General features: G+C 67.6%; 16 protein-coding genes. 10 read left to right on the forward strand and 6 right to left on the reverse strand.

Annotated features, from left to right (window positions below; genetic code table 11):
- Positions 1-5: 5 nt before the first annotated feature.
- The 4 genes from MLP_RS02720 to MLP_RS02735 all read right to left on the reverse strand — a co-directional run bounded on the left by MLP_RS02720 (position 6) and on the right by MLP_RS02735 (position 5,434).
- Positions 6-1,394: an MFS transporter gene (locus MLP_RS02720; protein ID WP_013861470.1), complete on the reverse strand. Its 1,389-nt coding sequence runs from the start codon at positions 1,392-1,394 to the stop codon at positions 6-8.
- A 31-nt stretch (positions 1,395-1,425) separates the two neighbouring features.
- Positions 1,426-2,808, reverse strand: coding sequence for a mannitol dehydrogenase family protein (locus tag MLP_RS02725; RefSeq protein ID WP_013861471.1), 1,383 nt, complete (start codon positions 2,806-2,808; stop codon positions 1,426-1,428).
- Positions 2,805-4,226 carry a glucuronate isomerase gene (gene uxaC, locus MLP_RS02730; RefSeq protein ID WP_013861472.1) on the reverse strand — a complete coding sequence of 474 codons (1,422 nt, stop codon included), beginning with the start codon at positions 4,224-4,226 and terminating at the stop codon, positions 2,805-2,807. The genes MLP_RS02725 and uxaC overlap by 4 nt, the downstream gene beginning before the upstream one ends.
- A 194-nt stretch (positions 4,227-4,420) precedes the next feature.
- Positions 4,421-5,434: a LacI family DNA-binding transcriptional regulator gene (locus MLP_RS02735; protein ID WP_041789643.1), complete on the reverse strand. Its 1,014-nt coding sequence runs from the start codon at positions 5,432-5,434 to the stop codon at positions 4,421-4,423.
- Positions 5,435-5,605: 171 nt separating this feature from the next.
- Between MLP_RS02735 and MLP_RS02740 the strand changes: the two genes are divergently transcribed.
- The 3 genes from MLP_RS02740 to MLP_RS02750 are packed head-to-tail and all read left to right on the forward strand — an operon-like array spanning position 5,606 to position 8,435.
- Positions 5,606-6,433: a sugar phosphate isomerase/epimerase family protein gene (locus tag MLP_RS02740; RefSeq protein ID WP_013861474.1), complete on the forward strand. Its 828-nt coding sequence runs from the start codon at positions 5,606-5,608 to the stop codon at positions 6,431-6,433.
- Positions 6,430-7,545 (forward strand): Gfo/Idh/MocA family protein, encoded by a 1,116-nt coding sequence (locus MLP_RS02745; protein WP_013861475.1) that lies wholly within the window; start codon positions 6,430-6,432, stop codon positions 7,543-7,545. Before MLP_RS02740 ends, MLP_RS02745 begins: the two co-directional genes overlap by 4 nt.
- Positions 7,542-8,435 carry a sugar phosphate isomerase/epimerase family protein gene (locus MLP_RS02750; protein ID WP_013861476.1) on the forward strand — a complete coding sequence of 298 codons (894 nt, stop codon included), beginning with the start codon at positions 7,542-7,544 and terminating at the stop codon, positions 8,433-8,435. Before MLP_RS02745 ends, MLP_RS02750 begins: the two co-directional genes overlap by 4 nt.
- 91 nt (positions 8,436-8,526) lie before the next feature.
- On the opposite strand, the gene MLP_RS02755 is transcribed toward MLP_RS02750, so the two are convergent.
- Both MLP_RS02755 and ppk2 read right to left on the reverse strand, forming a co-directional pair.
- Positions 8,527-9,348, reverse strand: a complete 822-nt coding sequence (locus tag MLP_RS02755) for an MOSC domain-containing protein (protein WP_013861477.1) — start codon at positions 9,346-9,348, stop codon at positions 8,527-8,529.
- A 2-nt stretch (positions 9,349-9,350) separates the two neighbouring features.
- Positions 9,351-10,280 (reverse strand): polyphosphate kinase 2, encoded by a 930-nt coding sequence (gene ppk2 / locus MLP_RS02760; protein ID WP_013861478.1) that lies wholly within the window; start codon positions 10,278-10,280, stop codon positions 9,351-9,353.
- Positions 10,281-10,443: 163 nt separating this feature from the next.
- Here ppk2 and MLP_RS02765 point away from each other — a divergent pair, with 163 nt between their 5' ends.
- The 7 genes from MLP_RS02765 to MLP_RS02795 all read left to right on the forward strand — a co-directional run bounded on the left by MLP_RS02765 (position 10,444) and on the right by MLP_RS02795 (position 18,475).
- Complete coding sequence (locus MLP_RS02765) at positions 10,444-11,526, forward strand: WD40/YVTN/BNR-like repeat-containing protein (RefSeq protein ID WP_013861479.1); 1,083 nt, start codon at positions 10,444-10,446, stop codon at positions 11,524-11,526.
- A 286-nt stretch (positions 11,527-11,812) separates the two neighbouring features.
- Positions 11,813-12,391 carry a DinB family protein gene (locus tag MLP_RS02770; RefSeq protein WP_013861481.1) on the forward strand — a complete coding sequence of 193 codons (579 nt, stop codon included), beginning with the start codon at positions 11,813-11,815 and terminating at the stop codon, positions 12,389-12,391.
- A gap of 80 nt (positions 12,392-12,471) precedes the next feature.
- Entirely contained in the window at positions 12,472-13,314 is an 843-nt protein-coding gene (locus MLP_RS02775; protein WP_013861482.1) for a siderophore-interacting protein, read from the forward strand.
- 125 nt (positions 13,315-13,439) lie between these two features.
- Positions 13,440-14,696 carry an FHA domain-containing protein gene (locus MLP_RS02780; protein WP_041789644.1) on the forward strand — a complete coding sequence of 419 codons (1,257 nt, stop codon included), beginning with the start codon at positions 13,440-13,442 and terminating at the stop codon, positions 14,694-14,696.
- A gap of 90 nt (positions 14,697-14,786) precedes the next feature.
- Positions 14,787-15,824 carry an RDD family protein gene (locus MLP_RS28465; protein ID WP_013861484.1) on the forward strand — a complete coding sequence of 346 codons (1,038 nt, stop codon included), beginning with the start codon at positions 14,787-14,789 and terminating at the stop codon, positions 15,822-15,824.
- Positions 15,825-15,871: 47 nt separating this feature from the next.
- Positions 15,872-16,447 (forward strand): dCTP deaminase, encoded by a 576-nt coding sequence (dcd, locus tag MLP_RS02790; RefSeq protein WP_013861485.1) that lies wholly within the window; start codon positions 15,872-15,874, stop codon positions 16,445-16,447.
- A 255-nt stretch (positions 16,448-16,702) separates the two neighbouring features.
- Positions 16,703-18,475 carry a DUF4082 domain-containing protein gene (locus MLP_RS02795; protein ID WP_172641534.1) on the forward strand — a complete coding sequence of 591 codons (1,773 nt, stop codon included), beginning with the start codon at positions 16,703-16,705 and terminating at the stop codon, positions 18,473-18,475.
- The last annotated feature ends 10 nt before the right edge of the window (positions 18,476-18,485 follow it).

Here is an 18,485-nt window from a genome sequence, read left to right on the forward strand (position 1 = left end):
GGATGTCAGCGGCGTCTGAGCTCATCGCCGGCACCTGCCTGGAGTCGCCAGACCTGAATCAGCGGCAGAACCATGAGCACGGCGAGACCGCCGAAGGCCCAGGCGTAGGCCTCAGACGGCGGGCTCGGGGACACCTGCTCGCCCAGCCGGAGCAGCATGGCGCCGATAGCGATCCCCAGACCGCTCGCCAGCTGCTGCATCGTGGCCGACAACGTGTTGGCGCCGGTCATCGCATCGGCGGGGACATCGGCGTACTGCAACGAGTTGTAGGAGCTGAACCCGACGGAGCGGAAGACACCGCTGATCAGCAAGAGTCCGCCGACCACCGGCAGCGGAGTGGTGGGCTGCAACAGACCGAGAGCCGCGATGACCAGGGCGCCGGCGGCGATGCAACAGATCAGCACCGGGCGGAAGCCGAACCGGCGGATCAGCGGGCTGGTCGCCGGTTTGATGGCCATGTTGCCGAGGAAGAGGAGCAGCAACAGGTTGCCGGAGGTGACCGGGGACAGTCCGAAGCCGACCTGCAGCAGCAGGGGCACCAGGAACGGGACGGCGTTGATCACCATCCGATAGACCCCACCGCCGAGGTTGCTGACGGCGAAGGTACGGATGCGCAACGCGCCCAGCTGCAGGATCGGGTGGGGCGTACGCCGCAACCACCACCCGGTCACCACGATCAGGACGGCAGAACCGACTCCTGCGACGAGCACGACAGGCCAATCCAGGCCACCGGCCAGTTGCACCAGCTCGAGGAAGATCATGGTGACCGCGAGCGTGCCGCCGCAGAGCACGAAGCCCAGCCAGTCCAAGGGCCGCGGATCGTGGTCGCGGGTGGTCGGCACGATCCGTACGGTCACGATCAGGGCGAGCGCTCCCAGCGGGACGTTGATCAAGAAGATCCAGTGCCAGCTGGCGATGGTCACGATCCACCCGCCGAGGGTCGGCGCGATCACCGGGGCGAGCAGCGCAGGCCAGGTGAGGTACGCGATCGCGTCGAGCAGGTCGGCCTTGGAGGTCTCGCGCAGCACCACCAGGCGGCCGACCGGGACCATCAGCGCCCCGCCGAAACCCTGCACGATCCGCATCACGACCAGCGTCGGCAGGTTGGGACTGAGCGCACAGGCGATCGAGGCGAGGGTGAACACGGCGATGGCGACGGTCAGGATCCGTCGGCCACCGAAGCGATCGGTAAGCCAGCCGCTCACCGGGATACCGGCCGCCAAGGCGATCAGATAGCCGGTCATCGCGGTGTTGACGTCGACCGGTTCGACCCCGAGATCGGCCGCGATCGCCGGCGCCGCGGTGGACAGGATCGTGCCGTCCAGGATCTCCATGAAGAAGGTGCCGGCGACCAGCAGCGCGAGCGGCCGGTTCAGCCGCGAACGCGCCGTCATACGAGCATCGTCGCCCACCTGCCGCCGTCGGTCACGAGTGATGCCTCTCGTGGAGGCGGGACAACACGGCCGCCACCAACTCGTCATCGCTCCCGCGGCCGCTGTCCAGCAGCTCCAGCACGCCTCGGACGGCTGCTTCGTCAGGCAGCGAGACCAGGCCGAGATAGGGCTCAGCGCCGGCGTCGTTGACCGGCACCCCCGCACCCCGCAGGTGCTGGATCCAGCCGGCGATCGCGGTCGCGCAGCCGACCGGCACTCGACCGGCCGCACGCTCGGCGCGCAGCACGGGCAACGTGCGTACGGCGATCTTGGTCGACCCATCGGCGGCGATCTGCGCCAGCCGGTGTCGGATCCGTGGGTTTGCGTAGCGCTCCAGCAGGGCGCTCCGATAGCTGTCGAGATCCTCGGCGGGCAGCGGCAGATGCGGGACGGTCTCATCCCAGAGCGCCTGCACCCAGCCACGACACACCGGATCGGCGATCGCCTCGTCGATGTAGGTATGCCCGCGGACACTGCCTGCGTACGCCAGCAAGGAGTGCGATCCGTTCAGCAGCCAGAGCTTGCGCTGTTCGTACGGTGTGACATCGTCGACCAGCTGAGCTCCGGCGGCTTCCCACTGCGGTCGTCCTGCCGGAAAGGACCCAGCGATCACCCACTCACTGAACGGCTCGGTGGGCACCGGCGCAGCATCGAGATAGCTGCAACGCTCGGCGACCAGCTCCCGATCCCCATCCGTCGTAGCCGGCGTGATCCGGTCGACCATGGATGACGCGAAGTCGACGTGGTCGCTGATCCAGTCGACCAGCGATGGATCGACCCCGGCCGCCAGTGCCGTGACCACACCGGCGGTGGCGGATCCGTTGTGGGGCAGGTTGTCGCAGGACAAGACAGTGATCGGCCCGGCGCCGGCCGCTCGTCGGGCGAGCAGACCGGCGACCAGCCTGGCCGGCAGGGTGACCACTGCTGCCGAAGCGTCGCTGCGCAACGAGGCGAGATCCTGCTCCACCTCGGGCGTACGCCGCAGTCCGCCGACGCCATCGGAGAGGTAGGCGGCCTCGGTCATGGTGAGGGTGACCAGCGACACCTCGCTTCGACGCAGATAGTCGAGGTACGTGTCGTGGTCGCCGGCTGCGTGCACCGCCGATACGGCGCCGAGCAGCTCGAGCCGATCCCCCTCGGGCCCCTTGACGATCAAGGTGTACAGCCCGTCCTGCGGCGCCAGGGCCAGCGCGGCGTCCGGTCGCCGGCCGGTGAAGGCGGCGATGCCCCACGCGCTCGCATCGGGTGCGTGCGCGGTGTACCAGGCCTGGTGCGCGCGGTGAAAGTTGCCGAGTCCGAGATGGACGATCTTGATCGGTGCTGCCGGCGGGGCCGCGGGCAGCGACCGGGACAGCCGGGGCAGCGCGGTGGTCACAGGTTGAAGACCTTCCGGGGCGTGGCGTCGACCAGATCGTGGACCACCTCGAAGGCCTCGTCCTCCTCGAGCCGATGCTCGGTGACCAGCTGGGCAAGATAGCCGGCGTCCAGGCGCCGGGACATGTCGTGCCGCGCCGGGATGGAGCAGAAGGCTCGGGTGTCGTCGATGAAACCGGACGTCTTGCCGAACCCGACGGTCTCGCTGACGGCGGCCCGGAAGCGCCGGATCGCGTCGGGGGCGTCGAGGAACCACCACGGCGCACCCACGTACACGCTGGGATAGAAGCCGGCCAGCGGCGCGATCTCGCGGGAGTAGGAGGTCTCGTCCACGGTGAAGATCACCAGCCGGAAGCGTGGCGCGGTGCCGACGGCGTTGAGTAGCGGGCGCAGCGCTTCGGTGAACTCGACCCGGACGCCGATGTCGCAGCCGACGTCGGCCCCGAATCGTTGCGCGGTCGGTCGGTGGTGATTGCGAGAGATCGCTGGGTGGATGGTCATCACCAGACCGTCCTCAGCCGACATCCGGCCCATCTCGAACACCAGATGGCGTCGCAACGCGGTGGCCTCGGCCTCGGTGATGGCCCCGGTGCGGGCGCGTCGGTAGAGACGGCGAGCCTCGGTCTGCTCGAGCGGGTCGGTGCGGGCGTCGGGGTGGCTGTGGTCTGCGGAGACGGCGCCGTTGGCGATGAAATAGCGACGCCGCTCGGCCAGGGCGGTCAGATAGCCGTCGTAGTCGTCGACCGACTGACCGGCGGCCTCGCCGAGTCGCTCCACATCGCGATTCCAGGTCAGACTGAACGGCTCCAGGTAGCGGTCGGGACGGAAGGTGGGCACGACCCGCCCGCTCCAATTGGGGTCGGCTGCCAGTCGGCGATGATCGCCGAGGTCGTCACACGGATCGTCCGTGGTGGCCAGCACGTCGATGCCGAACCTCTCGTACAGGGCCCGGGGCCGGAACTCCGGCGTCGCCAGGCAGCCGGCGATCTGGTCGTAGATCTGGTCGGCGGTGTCCGCGCTCGGCCGGACAGTCACTCCGAAGATCTCCGACAGCTGGGTGTCCAGCCAGTAGCGCACCGGCGTACCGCGGTAGATGTTCCAGTGATCGCAGAGCAGTCGGAATGCCCGCCGGGACGACTCCTCGTCGAAGTCCTGCTGAGCGACGCCGAGTTGCTCGAGACCGACGCCGTGAGCGTGCAGCAGCCGGTTCACGTAGTGGTCGGGAGTGATCAGCAACGACGTCGGGTCGGCGAACGGCACGTCGTCGGCGAGCCACCGCGCCGGTACGTGACCGTGCGGGGAGATGATCGGCAGCTGCCGCACCGAGGCGTAGAGCTCACCGGCCAGCCGCCGGACGGCGGGATCGGTCGGTAGCAGGCGGTGCGGATGCAGGGTGAGGGCCGTGACCATGCGCGTCATCCTCGCGCACCCGTCGGTGGCTTCGGCAGCTGTTGCCGGGAGTTGCCGCCACGCTGCGCGGCCCCCGGGCGTTCAGGTCGGCCCCCGGGTGTTCAGGTCCCCCCCCCCCCCCCCCCCCCCCCCCGCGTTCAGGTCGGCCACGGAGTTCAGGCACGCAAGGGATCAGGCACGCAAGGGATCAGGCCCGCCGCGGCTCAGGCCGGCGCGGGTCCGGTGGAGGCACGAATCACCAATCGCGCGGGCAGGACTACCGACTCGTCGGTCCGAGCGGGCAGCATGCTGATCTTCAGCAGATGGCGGACCGCAGCCGAGCCAAGGCTGACCAGCGGCGCCACCACCGTGGTCAGCGGTGGTACGACGAGTTCGGTGTCACGGATGTTGTCGAACCCGATGATGCTGACCTGCTCGGGAACCTGGATGCCCGCTTGGCTGATCTCACGGATGAAGCCGATCGCGATCAGGTCGTTGTACGCGACCACGCCGCTGGTGGGGTGGGCGAGCCAGGCGGACGCGGCTTCTCGTCCGCCCGCTGGGTTGGGCTGGTGTGGACCGCTCCGCCGGATGCCGAGATCGAGCTGGTGGGCCGCTTCGACCAGACCCCGCCAGCGGGCACCGTCCGCCCAGGATGCCTCCGGTCCGGCCAGATAGGTGATCCGTTGGTGGCCGAGCCGGGCCAGATGCTCGACCGCCTTGGTGGTCGCCTGGAGATTGTCCGCCGCTACCGACGGCACTTGGCTGACCAGCCGATTGAGGACCACCAACGGGACCGTCTTGGCGACGGCCAGGATCTGGGCGTCCGACAGGCGTGAGGAGGTGAGGATGATCCCGTCGGCCACCGAGCCGAGCCGTTGCAGCACCGACTGCTCGACGTCGCTGGACTCCTGCGTTTCGACCAGCAGCAGCTCATAGCCCTCGTGTCGGGCGGTCCGCTCGGCGCCTCGGATCATGCCGTAGAAGACCGGGTTGGTGATGTCGGCCACCACCATCGCCAACAGCCGGGTCGGCTCGGCGGAGGTCGATCGTTGTCTGCTCTCGGCGCGGTAGCCCAGCTCGGCTGCCACCCTGCGTACGTGTTCGGCAGTGCGGAAGCTCACCCGACCCGGTTTGGACAGGGCCCGCGAGACGGTGGACGGGGCCACGCCGGCGGCGGCCGCGACGTCGTAGATCGTGACCTGCTTGCCCTGCTCCTGGAGTCTGCGATCAGTCATGGTCTCGCTCGGGCTCGGGCCGCACACCGGTCATGGGTGGGGCCTCTCGGGGTGTGGGAGCGGATCTGGAAGGGGGTCGGGAGCAGGTCTGGCAATAACTGGCAAGTCGTTGCCGAGATCATCGCACGGCTGCCACCATCGCGGACGAGGAACGAGGAGGAGCGACAACTGATGTGGACACTGTCCGGGTTCGTGGATGAGATCGACGACGACTTCGCCGTCCAATGCCGGGTGGCGGCAGGTCTCGGTCTGAAATATGTGGAGATCAGGAGTGCGTGGGGCACCAACATCCTGGATCTCGACGATGACCAGCTCCGCCGATTGCGCGAGATCCTGGCCGAGCACGAGCTGCAGGTGTCGAGCATCGGCTCACCGATCGGCAAGATCGGTATCGGCGACGACTTCGAGCCGCACCTGGCACGGATGGTGCACGCCGTCGAGGTGGCCCAGCTGCTGCAGGCTCCCTATCTGCGGTTGTTCTCGTTCTTCATCCCCGTCGGGGACGACCCGGACTCCTACCGCGACGAGGTGCTGCGCCGGATGCGGGCGTTGGCCGATGTCGCCGAAGCCGGTGGCGTGATCGCGGTGCACGAGAACGAGAAGGAGATCTACGGCGACATCCCGCGGCGCTGCCTCGACATCGTCACCACGGTCGACTCCCCGAATCTCCGGCTGGCCTGGGATCCGGCCAACTTCGTGCAGTGCGGGGTCGCGCCCTTCACCGACGGGTACGCCGACTTGCGGCCGCACACCGTCTATATCCAGATCAAGGACGCTCTGTTCGCCGATTCCTCGGTGGTGGTCGCCGGCGTCGGCGACGGCCAGGTCGCGGAGACGATCCGGGCCCTGCGGGCCGACGGATTCGACGGGTTCTTCTCTCTCGAGCCGCATCTCGGCACCCAGAACTCCCTGGGTGGTTTCTCCGGTGCGGACCTGTGGGCGGGAGCCCACGAAGCGTTCACCCGGCTCCTCCGCGCAGAAGGGATCGCGTACGCATGACCACGTCCAGTCAGCAGTCCGCCCAGCCGGATCGGCGCCGGATCGCCCTGGTAGGGGCCGGTGTCATCGGGCGGCACCATGCCCGGGTGATCGGCGAGCTGGCCGACCGGCTCGAGCTGGTTGCGGTGATCGACCCGGCCACCGAGCTGGCCCAGCAGCTCGTCGACACCTATGGCGGCAAACCGTTCGCCAGCCTTGCCGAGGCGCTGAACGGTGCCGAGGTGGATCTGGTAGCGATCTGCACGCCGACCGGAAACCATGGCCCGGCGGCGATCGAGGCGCTGCGGGCCGGCAAGGACGTGATCATCGAGAAACCGGCGGAGATCACCGTCGAACGAACCGACGAGATCATCGCGGCGCAGCGGGCGACCGGACGGCTGGTCAGTGTCATCTCCCAGCATCGCTTCGATCCGTCGACCGAGGTGGCGGTCGCGGCGATCGCCCGCGGCGAGCTGGGCAGGCTGACCAGCGGGATCGCCTCGATCGACTGGTGGCGCGGCCAGAGCTACTACGACTCCGGCGCCTGGCGCGGCACCTGGGAGCTCGACGGCGGTGGTGCCTTGATGAATCAGGGTGTGCACACCATCGACCTGCTGGTCGCCACCTTGGGGCGGCCGGTGGAGGTCTTCGCTTACACCGGGACGCTCGCCCACGAACGGATCGAGGTCGAGGACGTCGCCGTCGGTGTGGTGCGATTCGAGAACGGCGCGCTCGGGGTGCTGCATGCCACCACCGCCGCGTACCCGGGGATGAGTGCTCGGCTGCAGGTGCACGGTGACCGGGGCTCGCTGGTGATCGACAACGACCTGCTGACCTTCATCCACCGCACGCCGACCGACGGCGGGGCAGCTGAGCGGGCGTACGGGGACCCCAACGCCGATCTCAACCAGGTCGGCGAATTCCCTGCGGCCGCGACACCGGTCCAGACGGCGGGCGCCGACCCGGGTGCCCTCGGCGTTGCCGCCCATCTCCGTCAGTACGAGAACGTGCTGGCTGCCCTGGACGGGACCGAAGAGCTCCGAGTCGACCTGGAGGTGAACCGCCAGGCGATCGCCATCATCACCGGCGTCTACGAGTCGGCTCGAACGGGTCGGCCTGTGAAGCTGTCATGACTGTGGCCAACTGTCGCGCTTCGCTCTCTGGGGCCAGGCTCTCGGTCAACCCGATCCCGTACTGGGCCAAGGCGGGCCGCACCAAAGAGGTGCTGGACGCGGCCTTCGCAGAGTTGTCGGCGATCGGTTTCACCGCCGTGAAGGCCGATGTGCCGGACGGGATGACTCCTGGTGACTACCTCGACTGGCTCGGTGGCTACGGCCTCTCGCCGGCGGTCAGTCTGTTCAACTCGGCGTTCGACGAGACGATCGACATCGCCGCGGAGTCCGAGCGGGCCAAGCGGTTCGCGGCCGTGCAGCTGGAGCTGGGACTGGATCGCACGATGGTGAGCTCGGTGGCGATTCCGGCTCGCCTCGAACGACCTGCCGTCGGGGCCGATTTCAATGCCGACCGGTTGGCGTTGGCGATCGAGAACTGCGGGGTGATCTGCCAGGTCCTGCAGTCGGACGGATTGCGTCCGCTGCACCATTCCCATGTCGGTGGGGTGTTCGAGACCGAGCAGGAGATCAACACACTGCTCGATGAGCTGGGCCCGGACGTGATCGGCGTCGGCCCCGACACCGGTCACCTGCGCTGGGCGGGGGTCGATCCGGCAGCCTTCATCGCGCGCTACGCCGATCGGGTCGGCGCGCTGCACCTGAAGGACTGCTTCGGTGATCATCTCGATGGTCGCGGCGGGGAGGCGAGTTATCGCGAACTCGCCGACACGAAGCGGCTTTGGGCCGAGCCAGGGCTTGGAGTGATCGACTTCGCTGCGGTGCTGGCCGCCCTGCCGGCCGACTTCGACGGGGACCTGATGATCGAGGTCGATGAGCCGAGCGTGGCCACCCCGCGTGAGTCCCAGCAACTCTCGTACGACTGGGCCCTCCGCAACCTGTCGGCAGCCTGACCGGATCTGCTCGATCTTGTCGGCTTTGCTCGGTCTGCAGATAGAGCGAAGCCGACAAACCCGAGCAGCAACGGTGGGCGGGGGTAGTTGATCAGGCCAGAACGTCGACCTGGTCGCCGAGGCGGATCACGCCGTACGGGGCTTCGGGGATCAGGTTCATCGCGAACAGCAGCTTCTGGCCGAATCGGCGGTGCCGGGCCAGGGTGACCAACGGCTCCTTCGTACGCCGGGCCGTGTCGGGATCGACGGTGGTCAAGACGCAGCGGGCGCAGGGCTTCACCACCCGGAAAGTGACCTCGCCGACCCGGACCCGTCGCCACGAATCCTCGGCAAACGGGTCGGCGCCACGGATCACCAGACTCGGTCGGAAGCGGGTCATCGGCAGTGGTCCGTCGGCGGCGTGCCGACCCGCGGCGATCCAGGCGTTCAGCTGGGCCAGGGACTCCTCGGCCGCCAGCAGCAGCGGGTAGCCGTCGGCGAAGGAGACGACATCGCCGGGTTCGGCGTAGCGGGGATCGACCGGTCGTCGGCGGGGATCATCGAGATAGACCAGCCGCAGCGGTCGGCCGGTCACCTCGGTCAACCACGCGGCCGCATCCCGGTCCGCCTCGCGGGCGACCAGCCGGTCGTCCCAGATCTCCACGTCAACCAAGGGCGCGGCCGTCGGCCGGACGACCTCCAGTTCAGGCATTCCCGGAGCGGACAGCCGCAGCCCTTGCTCGGTGAGCAGCGGGGTGACCAGCACGAGCCGGTTGACTTCACGCGCGGTGACGACCTCGCCGGTCGGGTCGATCACCATCCATCGGCGATCTCCGAGCAGACCCCACGGCTCCACCCGGCCGGACTCAAGCTGCTCACCGCGGCACGATTTCACCGGATAACGGCGAATGTCGGTGAGCTGAATCGAGCCCAAGCTCAGTCCACGATCGAGTCGATGCTGCGCTGCACGATGAGCGGATCGGCCGAGTAGACGACGGAGGTGTCCTTGTCGTCGTAGTCGAACTGGTTCAAGAAGAAGCGCATCGCGTTGATTCGGGCTCGCTTCTTGTCGTTGCTCTTGATCGAGGTCCAGGGCGCGAAGTCGGTGTCGGTACGCAGCACCATCGCCTCCTTCGCCTCTCCGTAGAAGTCCCACTTGTCCAGCGACTCCAGGTCCATCGGGGACAGCTTCCAGCGGCGTACCGGGTCGATCTGCCGGATCGCGAACCGGGTGCGCTGCTCGGACTGGGTCACCGAGAACCAGAACTTGGTCAGCAGGAAGCCGCTGTCGACCAGCATCTCCTCGAACAGCGGTGCCTGGTGCAGGAACTGCTCGTACTGCCGGTCGCTGCAGAAACCCATCACCCGCTCGACCCCGGCGCGGTTGTACCAGGACCGGTCGAACAGCACGATCTCGCCGGCCGTCGGCAGGTGGGTGATGTAACGCTGGAAGTACCACTGACCCAGCTCGGTCTCGGTCGGCTTGGTCAGCGCGACCACCCGCGCGGCACGCGGATTCAGATGCTCCATGAACCGCTTGATCGTGCCTCCCTTGCCGGCCGCGTCGCGGCCCTCGAACAAGATCACGATCCGGCTGCCGGTGTCCTGCACCCAGTACTGCAGTTTCAGCAGTTCGATCTGCAGCGCGTACTTCTCCTGCTCGTAGATCTCGCGCTCCATCCGCTCGTCGTACGGATAGTCCTCTCGCCAGGTCTCGACCGGATCGCCGCCCGGATCGATCAGGTCGGGGTCAGAGCCATGCTCATCGTGCCGGACCGTGTAGCCGTCATGGAGCAGATGGTCGAGGTACTCGCGGAAGTTCTCTCGAATGATCACGGGGTCAGTATCGACCTGCCGGGCGAACAATGGGTTAACGGGTCCCCGGCGCTCAGTCTCCGGTCGTCAGCTTTCCGCAGTCACGGACAGCATCGCTGGTCTGATCCGCAGACCGGGAGTTGTGAATGTGACGTGTCTCCCTCGGTGGTAACGAAGAGGGTGGACAGTCGAATAGCCGAATACGGAGGTCGAAATGTCGGAAGCCGTGCTGTTGGTGGGCACCAAGAAGGGTCTGTGGGTCGGGCGCAGCGACGAGAGCCGGCGACGCTGGCAGTTCGATGCGCCGCAGTTCTTGATGGACGGCATCTATGCCACCTGTGTCGACACCAGCGGTGACCGTCCGCGGCTGTTCGTGGGCGGCACGAGCGAGCACTGGGGACCAGGGGTCTATCGTTCCGACGATCTCGGCCACAGCTGGACCGAGACCCAGGGTGCGGCGGTGCGTTTCCCGGCCGATGTCGGCTCCAGCGTGGAGCGCGTCTGGCAGATCCAGCCCAGCGCAGCCGAGAAGGATGTGGTGTGGGTCGGTACGCAGCCGTCGGCGCTGTTTCGGTCCGAGGACCGCGGCGAGTCCTTCGAGCTGGTCCGATCGTTGTGGGATCACCCGCATCGCCCGGAGTGGGGCGCTGGGTTCGGCGGCCAGGCCATTCACACGATCGTGCCGGATCCCACCGACCGGGATCGGCTGACGGTCGCCATGTCCACCGGAGGGGTCTATCGCACCGAGGACGGCGGGCAGTCCTGGAGTCCGCACAACACCGGGATCAAGGCGTACTTCTTCCCCGATCCTTGGCCGGAGTTCGGGCAGTGCGTGCACAAGGTCGCCGCGCACCCGGACCGGCCGGAGCTGATGTACGCCCAGAACCACCACGGCGTGTACCGCTCCGAGGACGGCGGCTCGACCTGGACCTCGATCGCTGACGGCTTGCCGGCCGATTTCGGCTTTCCGATCGTGGTCCACCCACACGATCCAGAGACGGTGTTCGTCTTTCCGCTGATCGCCGACAGCGCCCGGATCCCGCCGGACGGCAAGGCGCGGGTCTGGCGATCCACCGATGCGGGCCGGACCTGGAGCGAGTCGGCCAGCGGTCTGCCGGACGCCTTCTACGCCGCGGTGATGCGCGATGCGATGGCGGCCGACAACGCGGACCAGACCGGGCTCTACTTCGGTGCGCGCGACGGGTCGGTCTGGGCCAGCACCGACGACGGGGAGTCCTGGTCGGAGGTCGCCCGACATCTACCCGATGTGCTGTGTGTCCGGGCCGCCGTGGTGTGAGTCCGGGGACCTGGCTGTGCCGAGGATTTGTGCGGCCGCGAACGCGGCGTCGGCTCCGTACCCGTCATCGAGAAGGGAGTGGCTCAGCTCGTCGGAAAGCCCGTAGGTCTTGCGCCCGCGGACCACGGATGATCACGGACTAGGCGGAAAGCCTGTACGTCTTGCGCCCGCGGGCCGAAGACGACCGCGGATTGAGCCCACCCGCACCGCAGCGAAGCGTCCGCAGACTGTCAGTGGTGCGCGAGAAGGTAGGAGTCCACAGGTTGTACCACCCAAGGAGGCATCCATGCCTGGCAATCCACCGCCCTTCGACAACGAGACCGACGGTCTGCTGCTCTATCTCGTGCAGCAGCGCGATGGCCTGCGCTTCGCGGCGTACGGGCTGACCGAGGAGCAACTCCGATTGAAGGCCACCCCGGCCAGCGCGCTGACCGTCGGCGGACTGCTCAAACACGCCACGGTGACAGAGCGCGGCTGGGTCGACCTGATCGCCGGGAAGGCCGCCGACAAGACCGAGGAGGAGTACGGTTCCGACTTCATCGTCGGACCCGACGAGAGTCTCGAGTCGCTGCTCGAACTGCAGGCGGTCACGGCTGCTCACACCGAAGAGGTCGTCCGTGGCCTACCCAGCCTGGATGTGGCGGTCCAACTGCCGGAGGCACCGTGGTATCCACAGAATGCCGCTGGCTACTCGGCACGCTGGATCCTGCTGCACCTGATCGAGGAGGTCGCACGACATGCGGGCCATGCCGACATCGTCCGTGAGCACATCGACGGAGCGACGATGTATGAGCTGATGGCCGGTGCGGAAGGTTGGCCGGCCACCGAGTGGCTCTCGCCATGGCAGCCACCCGATCGGGAGTGACCGAGGACATCGGGTGATTCGGGTATCCAGGGTGACCAGAGACACAGGCCGCCGACAGGGAGTAAGGATAGCCTTATTGCATGGCAGATCGTCCACGCAAACCACGTCAGTCCCGCTCCGCCACCGTGCTCCGCAAGGAATGGCTCAGCCCAGGGATGGTCCGACTCTATTTCGGTGGTGAGGACCTGCGTGCCCTGCCGGAGCTGACCTTCACCGACCACTATGTGAAGCTGCTGTTCGCGCCGGCCGGTGCCGACTATCGCTGGCCGTTCGATCCGGAGGGGATCCGGAGCGAGCGGCCGGCCGAGGAGTGGCCGGTCACCCGCACCTACACCATCCGCTCGTTCGACCCAGCGACCGCGGAGCTGGCGATCGATTTCGTCGTGCACGGGGACGCCGGTCTGGCAGGTCCTTGGGCCGCGAACGTGGAGCCGGGGGAGAGCATCGGCTTTTTCGGTCCGGGTGGTGCGTACGCGCCAGACCCCGGAGCCCCCCGGCACCTGCTGGTCGGTGATGAAGCAGCCCTGCCCGCTGTTGCCGCAGCTCTCGATGCCTTGCCGGAGGACGCGGCCGTCGACGTGTTCATCGAGGTTGCCGATGCTGCCCACGAGATCCCGCTGCGAGAGACGTCGGCGACCACGTTGACCTGGGTGCATCGTGGCGACCAGCCGTACGGAGAGCCGTTGGCCGGCGCGGTGCGGACCAATTGGGTGCCAGGGGACGGCGCCCAGGTGTTCGTCCATGGCAACGCCGATCTGGTCAAGGATCTGCGTCGATTCCTGTTCGTCGACCACCGCCACGACCGGCGGCTGGTGTCAATCTCGGGCTATTGGCGGACCGGGCTCAACGAGGATGGCTGGCAGGGGTCCAAGCGCGACTTCAACGAGCAGATGGAGAAAGAGGAGCAAGCGGCCCTGATCTGACCTGACCCGCCCTGAGCTGACCGGCGCCGAGCTGACCGGCACTGCTGTGACAGATGTGACCAGCGCGTCACAGATGACGGGTATCGTCACGGCCTGGAGTGCCCGCAGTGGGAGATGAGGAACCGATGAGCAGCAAGGTCGCCGACTGGCGTACCAGCCACGTGCCCGGCCGTTGGCCAGTGTTGATGGGGCCGTCCAGCCTGGTCATCGTCAGCCCGGCCACCGATGCCGATCTGAGTGCGCTGTGGGAGAAAGTGACCGGGGCCGCATCGATGGCTGAACTGGTCTCGGCACTGGCGGTGATCGGTCCGGATGCCAGCCCTGACCTGGTCGCCATGTTCTGGTCGCCCAGCGGGATGCGATCGCTGGTCCGTGGCAATGTGCGTTTGCTGGATCCTGGGTCGGCGGAGGTGATCGCCGATGGCGCCGGGATGGTCACCTGGCGCGAGGTGGGTCTCGCCGATCGCACCCAGATCGAGATCGACCTGGGTGCCGGGCCGGTGGGCGACCGCGGGCTCCCTCTGGTGATCGGCGCCGTACGGGCCGGGGCTGTCCGGATCGAGGCCGGTGCGGGCGCGGCGGTGATCTCCCCGCAGGCGACGGCGATCGAGCAGACGATCCCACCCGATCAGCTCGGCGGCTGGACGGACCCTGACCATTCGCTGCTCGAGTCGTCCGAGCTGGATCTCGTCGCCTCTGGAGCCATGTGGCCGCCAACGGACTGGAATCCGTTCGCGTCATTGTCGGCCGAGGACGATCTCGAGTCGCCCGTCGGGCCGGCCTTCACCCGCAAGACCGAGCCGCCGACTGCCGACGTCGCGTCGACGGCGGTCTTCAAAGAGGACCCAGGCCTCTTCGGGGAGCGGGGAGTCGTCGAGGCGCTGGCACCGGCTGTTCCCGATGAGGGAGCCGTGCTGGTCCAGGCCGCGTTGTGTCTGTCCGGTCATCCGAACCCGCCGTATGCGGATCGTTGTCCGCTGTGTGACTCGCCGGTTCCACCCCAGTCGCCGCAGCTGGTGGCTCGGCCGGTGCTCGGCATCCTGCGATCCCCGGATGGCACCAGTGTCGCGATCGATCGGCCGATCCTGGTCGGGCGCGCGCCCGTGTTGCGCGACGACCTGCCGGAGGCCCCGTCGTTGATGCGGGTGCCGAGCCCTGGGCAGGACATCAGCCGTACGCATTTGCTGGTCAGCCCGGATGACTGGGAGATCCGGCTTACCGATCTGCACTCGACCAACGGGACCACGATCGTTCGGCCCGGCGCTGGAACCGATCGGCTCAAGCTGCGGCCGGGCGAGCCGCTGGCGGTCCTGGTCGGCACACTGGTGGAGCTCGGAGACGGGGTGAGCGTCCTGGTCGACGGCCCACCACGGCCCGACTGATCCTCCTCAGCCTGTGGACTAGATCCCCAAATCCCGGTCACCGCTCGGTATGGTCGATGTCGACTCGGTCGGGGGAATGAGGTGAGGTAGGTGTTTGCTGCCTGGCGCTCGGCGACCCCTCTTCCCGCCGGAGTTCAGATCGGGGCAACCGGTTCGAGACTGCTGGCCGCGCTCGTGGAGGTCGGTCCGGTCTGGCTGCTGGTCGGATTCGCACTCCTCTTTGGCGCCGGGCTGGAGGGCCGTGGTCAGCTCGCGGTCTTGAGTTGCCTGCTGGGTCTTGGCTGGGCGGTCTTCGTCTGGTCCTGGCGGGCGACCAAGACGGCCGGCCCCGGCATGCGTCTGGACAGCCTGCAAATCGTCGGCTGTCCCGACGGTCAGCCGATCGGCTGGCGTCGGGTGCTGCTTCGTTCACTGGTCTTCGCGGCGTTGAGCGTGACGGGGATCGGGCTGGTCGCGATGCTGATCGCGATGGGCAGGCATCCGTATCGTCAGGGTTGGCACGACCTGGTTGTGGCAGCGGTCGTCATCAAGGAACTTCCCCCGCTGCCGGTGATCCCCAGCTCTGCTTCGACGCCGACCACTGCGGCAACGCCTGACACCGTTCCGGCGCCGTCCACCGCTTCGACGACCGCCGGTCGAACCGAATCCACAGTTCCGGCGGTGTCGGCGGAGCCGACGCTGGTCTCCCCGCTGGTCCCGCCGGCACCAGAGCGGTCGGCGACCTGGGCGGCGTCCGCGATCCACCCGGCGACTGAGATCCCCCCACCTTCGGTGGGGCCAGCGCCGGAACACGCCTGGTGGCTGCGCCTGGACGATGGTCGCGATATCGGCATCGATGGCGGCTTGGTGTTGCTGGGCCGCAACCCGCAGCCCCGCATGGGGGAGGAGGACGCGCTCCTGATCAAGGTCGTGGACAAGGGCAGGACGGTCTCCAAGTCCCACCTGGCGATCGGTCTGGACGCTCGTGGGCTCTTCGTGGTGGACCGCGGCTCGACCAATGGCACCACCGTGACCTCCCCGGACGGCACCCGGCGGCACTGTCCGCCGGGTGACCAGATCGGCCTGACCGGCGGCTCGGTCATCTCGTTCGGCGACCATCGACTCCAGGTCCGGCGAACCAGGCCCTGATCGGACACGCCGACGAACCTCCGGTCGTGACCACTAGGGTCAGGGTCATGTTGTTGTCCGACCGTGACATCAAAGCCGAGATCGAGCGAGGCCGCATCGGCCTGGAGCCGTACGCCGCCGCGATGGTGCAGCCCTCCAGCATCGACGTCCGGCTGGACCGGTTCTTCCGGGTGTTCGAGAACCACCGCTATCCGCACATCGACCCGGCGGAGGATCAGTCCGAGCTGACCAGACCGATCGAGGTGGCCGCGGACGAACCGTTCATCCTGCATCCAGGTGAGTTCGCCCTGGGCTCGATCTTCGAGGTCGTCACCCTGCCCGACGACGTCGCAGCCCGGGTCGAGGGCAAGTCGTCACTCGGCCGGTTGGGTCTGCTCACCCACGCCACGGCCGGTTTCATCGACCCCGGCTTCAGCGGCCACGTGACCTTGGAGCTGTCCAATGTCGCGACCCTGCCGATCAAGCTGTGGCCAGGCATGAAGATCGGTCAGCTCTGCTTCTTCCGACTGACCACCGCCGCCGAGCACCCGTACGGCTCCGCGGTCCACGGATCGCATTACCAGGGCCAGCGCGGGCCGACCCCGAGCCGCTCCCACGTCAACTTCCACCGCTCTCAGCTCTAGAAGAAGAGCTTCCGTTAGGCGGCGTGGATCCAGTCCCTCGTCGCGGCCGGCCGTGCTGGACACCATCCTTCCTCGGATCACGCTCGGGTCACGGGAGGTGCTGGATTGGCGGTCCGGGAGGCGTTCTGTAACAATTGCATCTCGATATGCCGGTCGGTCGCTGCGCTAGGGCCGGTGACCAGCTTGTTCGGGACCTGACCCCGAACCGGGGGAGACGAGATGCAGACTTCAGTTCGACGATCCAGCCGCGCGCGCTTGGGCACAGCTGTGGGTGTCCTTGCCACGATCTTGGCAGTGGCGCTGGGGCTGCTTGCCGCACCCGCGCCCGCCCAGGGCGCGGCCGGCGATGCCACCATCTTCGGCACCACGGTGCCCGCGACGCCGGCTGACAGTGACACTGCAGCAGTCGAGCTGGGCGTGACCTTCACCCCCCGGGTGAGCGGCTCGGCCGTGGGTGTTCGGTTCTACAAGGGCTCGGGCAATACCGGCACCCACACCGGCAGCCTGTGGAGTTCGTCCGGCTCCCGCCTGGCGACCGCGACCTTCGCCAACGAGACCGCAACGGGCTGGCAGACGGTCGAGTTCGCGAGCCCGGTCAAGCTGACCGCCGGTCAGCGGTACGTCGCTTCCTATCGCGCGCCGCGCGGTCGTTATGCCGTGGCGCAGCGGTTCTTCACCAGCACCTACACCAGCGGTGACCTGAGCGTGCCGACCAACGGCGGCGTCTACCGCTACGGCACGTCCGGATTCCCGAGTTCCACCTATCAGGCCAGCAACTACTACGTCGATGTGGTGTTCCGCCCTTCGTCGAGCTCGCCGAGCCCCTCGGCCACCCCGACCAGCTCGCCGACTGCCACGAGCTCGCCGACGGCGACGAGTTCACCCAGCAGCACCAGCTCGCCGAGTGCCACCAGCTCACCCAGCAGCACCAGCTCACCTACGACGCCTTCGAGCTTCAACCCCGGCAATCTGAGCGGCACCGTCGCGGTGCCGGCCGGCATGGGTGCGGAGGATGTCAGCAGTCCGGATCGAGTGGTCGGCACCGGAACCCCGAGCAGCTGCACGTCGGCAGCCGTGGTTGCCGCGGTGAACGCAGGAGGGGTGATCACCTTCAACTGCGGTCCCAACCCGGTCACCATCACGCTCTCGCAGACGCTGAAGGTGAGCAACAGCACTCGCAAGTTGGTGATCGACGGTGGCGGCAAGGTCACGCTGTCCGGTGGCAACACCAACCGGATCCTCTACATGGACACCTGTGACACCTCATTGGGCAAGGTGTCGGGCAACTGTCTGTACGCGCCTCAGTGGCCGGTGGTGACGGTGCAGAACATCACCTTCGCGAACGGCAACGCCACCAATGCCTCCTACGTCTCACCGGGCGACACCAATCAGGGTTCCAACGGTGGCGGCGCCATCTTCGCACTGGGCGGCAAGCTGAAGGTCGTCCGCTCGGTGTTCGTCAACAACGTCTGCGCGACCAACGGTCCGGACCTGGGTGGCGCGGCAGTCCGTGTTCTCGCCCAGCGCTCCCCGACGCCGAACGACCTGGACAACTCCCACGCCGCGCGCAACCAGGAGCCGGTAGCCATCGTGCAGAGCACCTTCGGCGGGGCCAGCGGCCAGGGCAACTCGTGCTCCAACGGGGGCGCGATCAGCGGTCTGCGTACCCCGATCACCGTCGTGAACAGCAAGATCAGCTACAACAACGCGATCGGGTGCTGCGCCAACCCCGCTCACTCCGGTACGCCGGGTGGTGGCAGCGGTGGTGCGATCTACACCGACGGCACGTCGTACGACCTGAGGATCTCCGGCTCCGACATCCAGTACAACACCGCCAAGGCCGGCGGCAGCTCGATCTTCTATGTCAGTAATGACAAGACAGGTCGCTTGATCATCGACAAGACGGTGAGCAAGAACAACACCTACGCCGCGCCCGGTTATCCGGGGCCGCACAGCTTCCAGAACTACCCGGGCATCTTCTACCTGGGCAGCGGCAACCCGGTCTTCACCAACTCGACCATCCAGTAGCGGCAAGTCG

It is taken from the genome of Microlunatus phosphovorus NM-1 (genome assembly GCF_000270245.1).
Taxonomy (GTDB): domain Bacteria; phylum Actinomycetota; class Actinomycetes; order Propionibacteriales; family Propionibacteriaceae; genus Microlunatus; species Microlunatus phosphovorus.

Bases quoted from the DNA above. Each gene is read 5' to 3' on its own strand.
- MLP_RS02720 (WP_013861470.1), bottom strand. From the start codon at position 1,394: ATGACGGCGCGTTCGCGGCTGAACCGGCCGCTCGCGCTGCTGGTCGCC.
- uxaC (WP_013861472.1), bottom strand. From the start codon at position 4,226: ATGACGCGCATGGTCACGGCCCTCACCCTGCATCCGCACCGCCTGCTA.
- MLP_RS02735 (WP_041789643.1), bottom strand. From the start codon at position 5,434: ATGACTGATCGCAGACTCCAGGAGCAGGGCAAGCAGGTCACGATCTAC.
- MLP_RS02740 (WP_013861474.1), top strand. From the start codon at position 5,606: ATGTGGACACTGTCCGGGTTCGTGGATGAGATCGACGACGACTTCGCC.
- MLP_RS02745 (WP_013861475.1), top strand. From the start codon at position 6,430: ATGACCACGTCCAGTCAGCAGTCCGCCCAGCCGGATCGGCGCCGGATC.
- MLP_RS02750 (WP_013861476.1), top strand. From the start codon at position 7,542: ATGACTGTGGCCAACTGTCGCGCTTCGCTCTCTGGGGCCAGGCTCTCG.
- MLP_RS02765 (WP_013861479.1), top strand. From the start codon at position 10,444: ATGTCGGAAGCCGTGCTGTTGGTGGGCACCAAGAAGGGTCTGTGGGTC.
- MLP_RS02770 (WP_013861481.1), top strand. From the start codon at position 11,813: ATGCCTGGCAATCCACCGCCCTTCGACAACGAGACCGACGGTCTGCTG.
- MLP_RS02775 (WP_013861482.1), top strand. From the start codon at position 12,472: ATGGCAGATCGTCCACGCAAACCACGTCAGTCCCGCTCCGCCACCGTG.
- MLP_RS02780 (WP_041789644.1), top strand. From the start codon at position 13,440: ATGAGCAGCAAGGTCGCCGACTGGCGTACCAGCCACGTGCCCGGCCGT.
- dcd (WP_013861485.1), top strand. From the start codon at position 15,872: ATGTTGTTGTCCGACCGTGACATCAAAGCCGAGATCGAGCGAGGCCGC.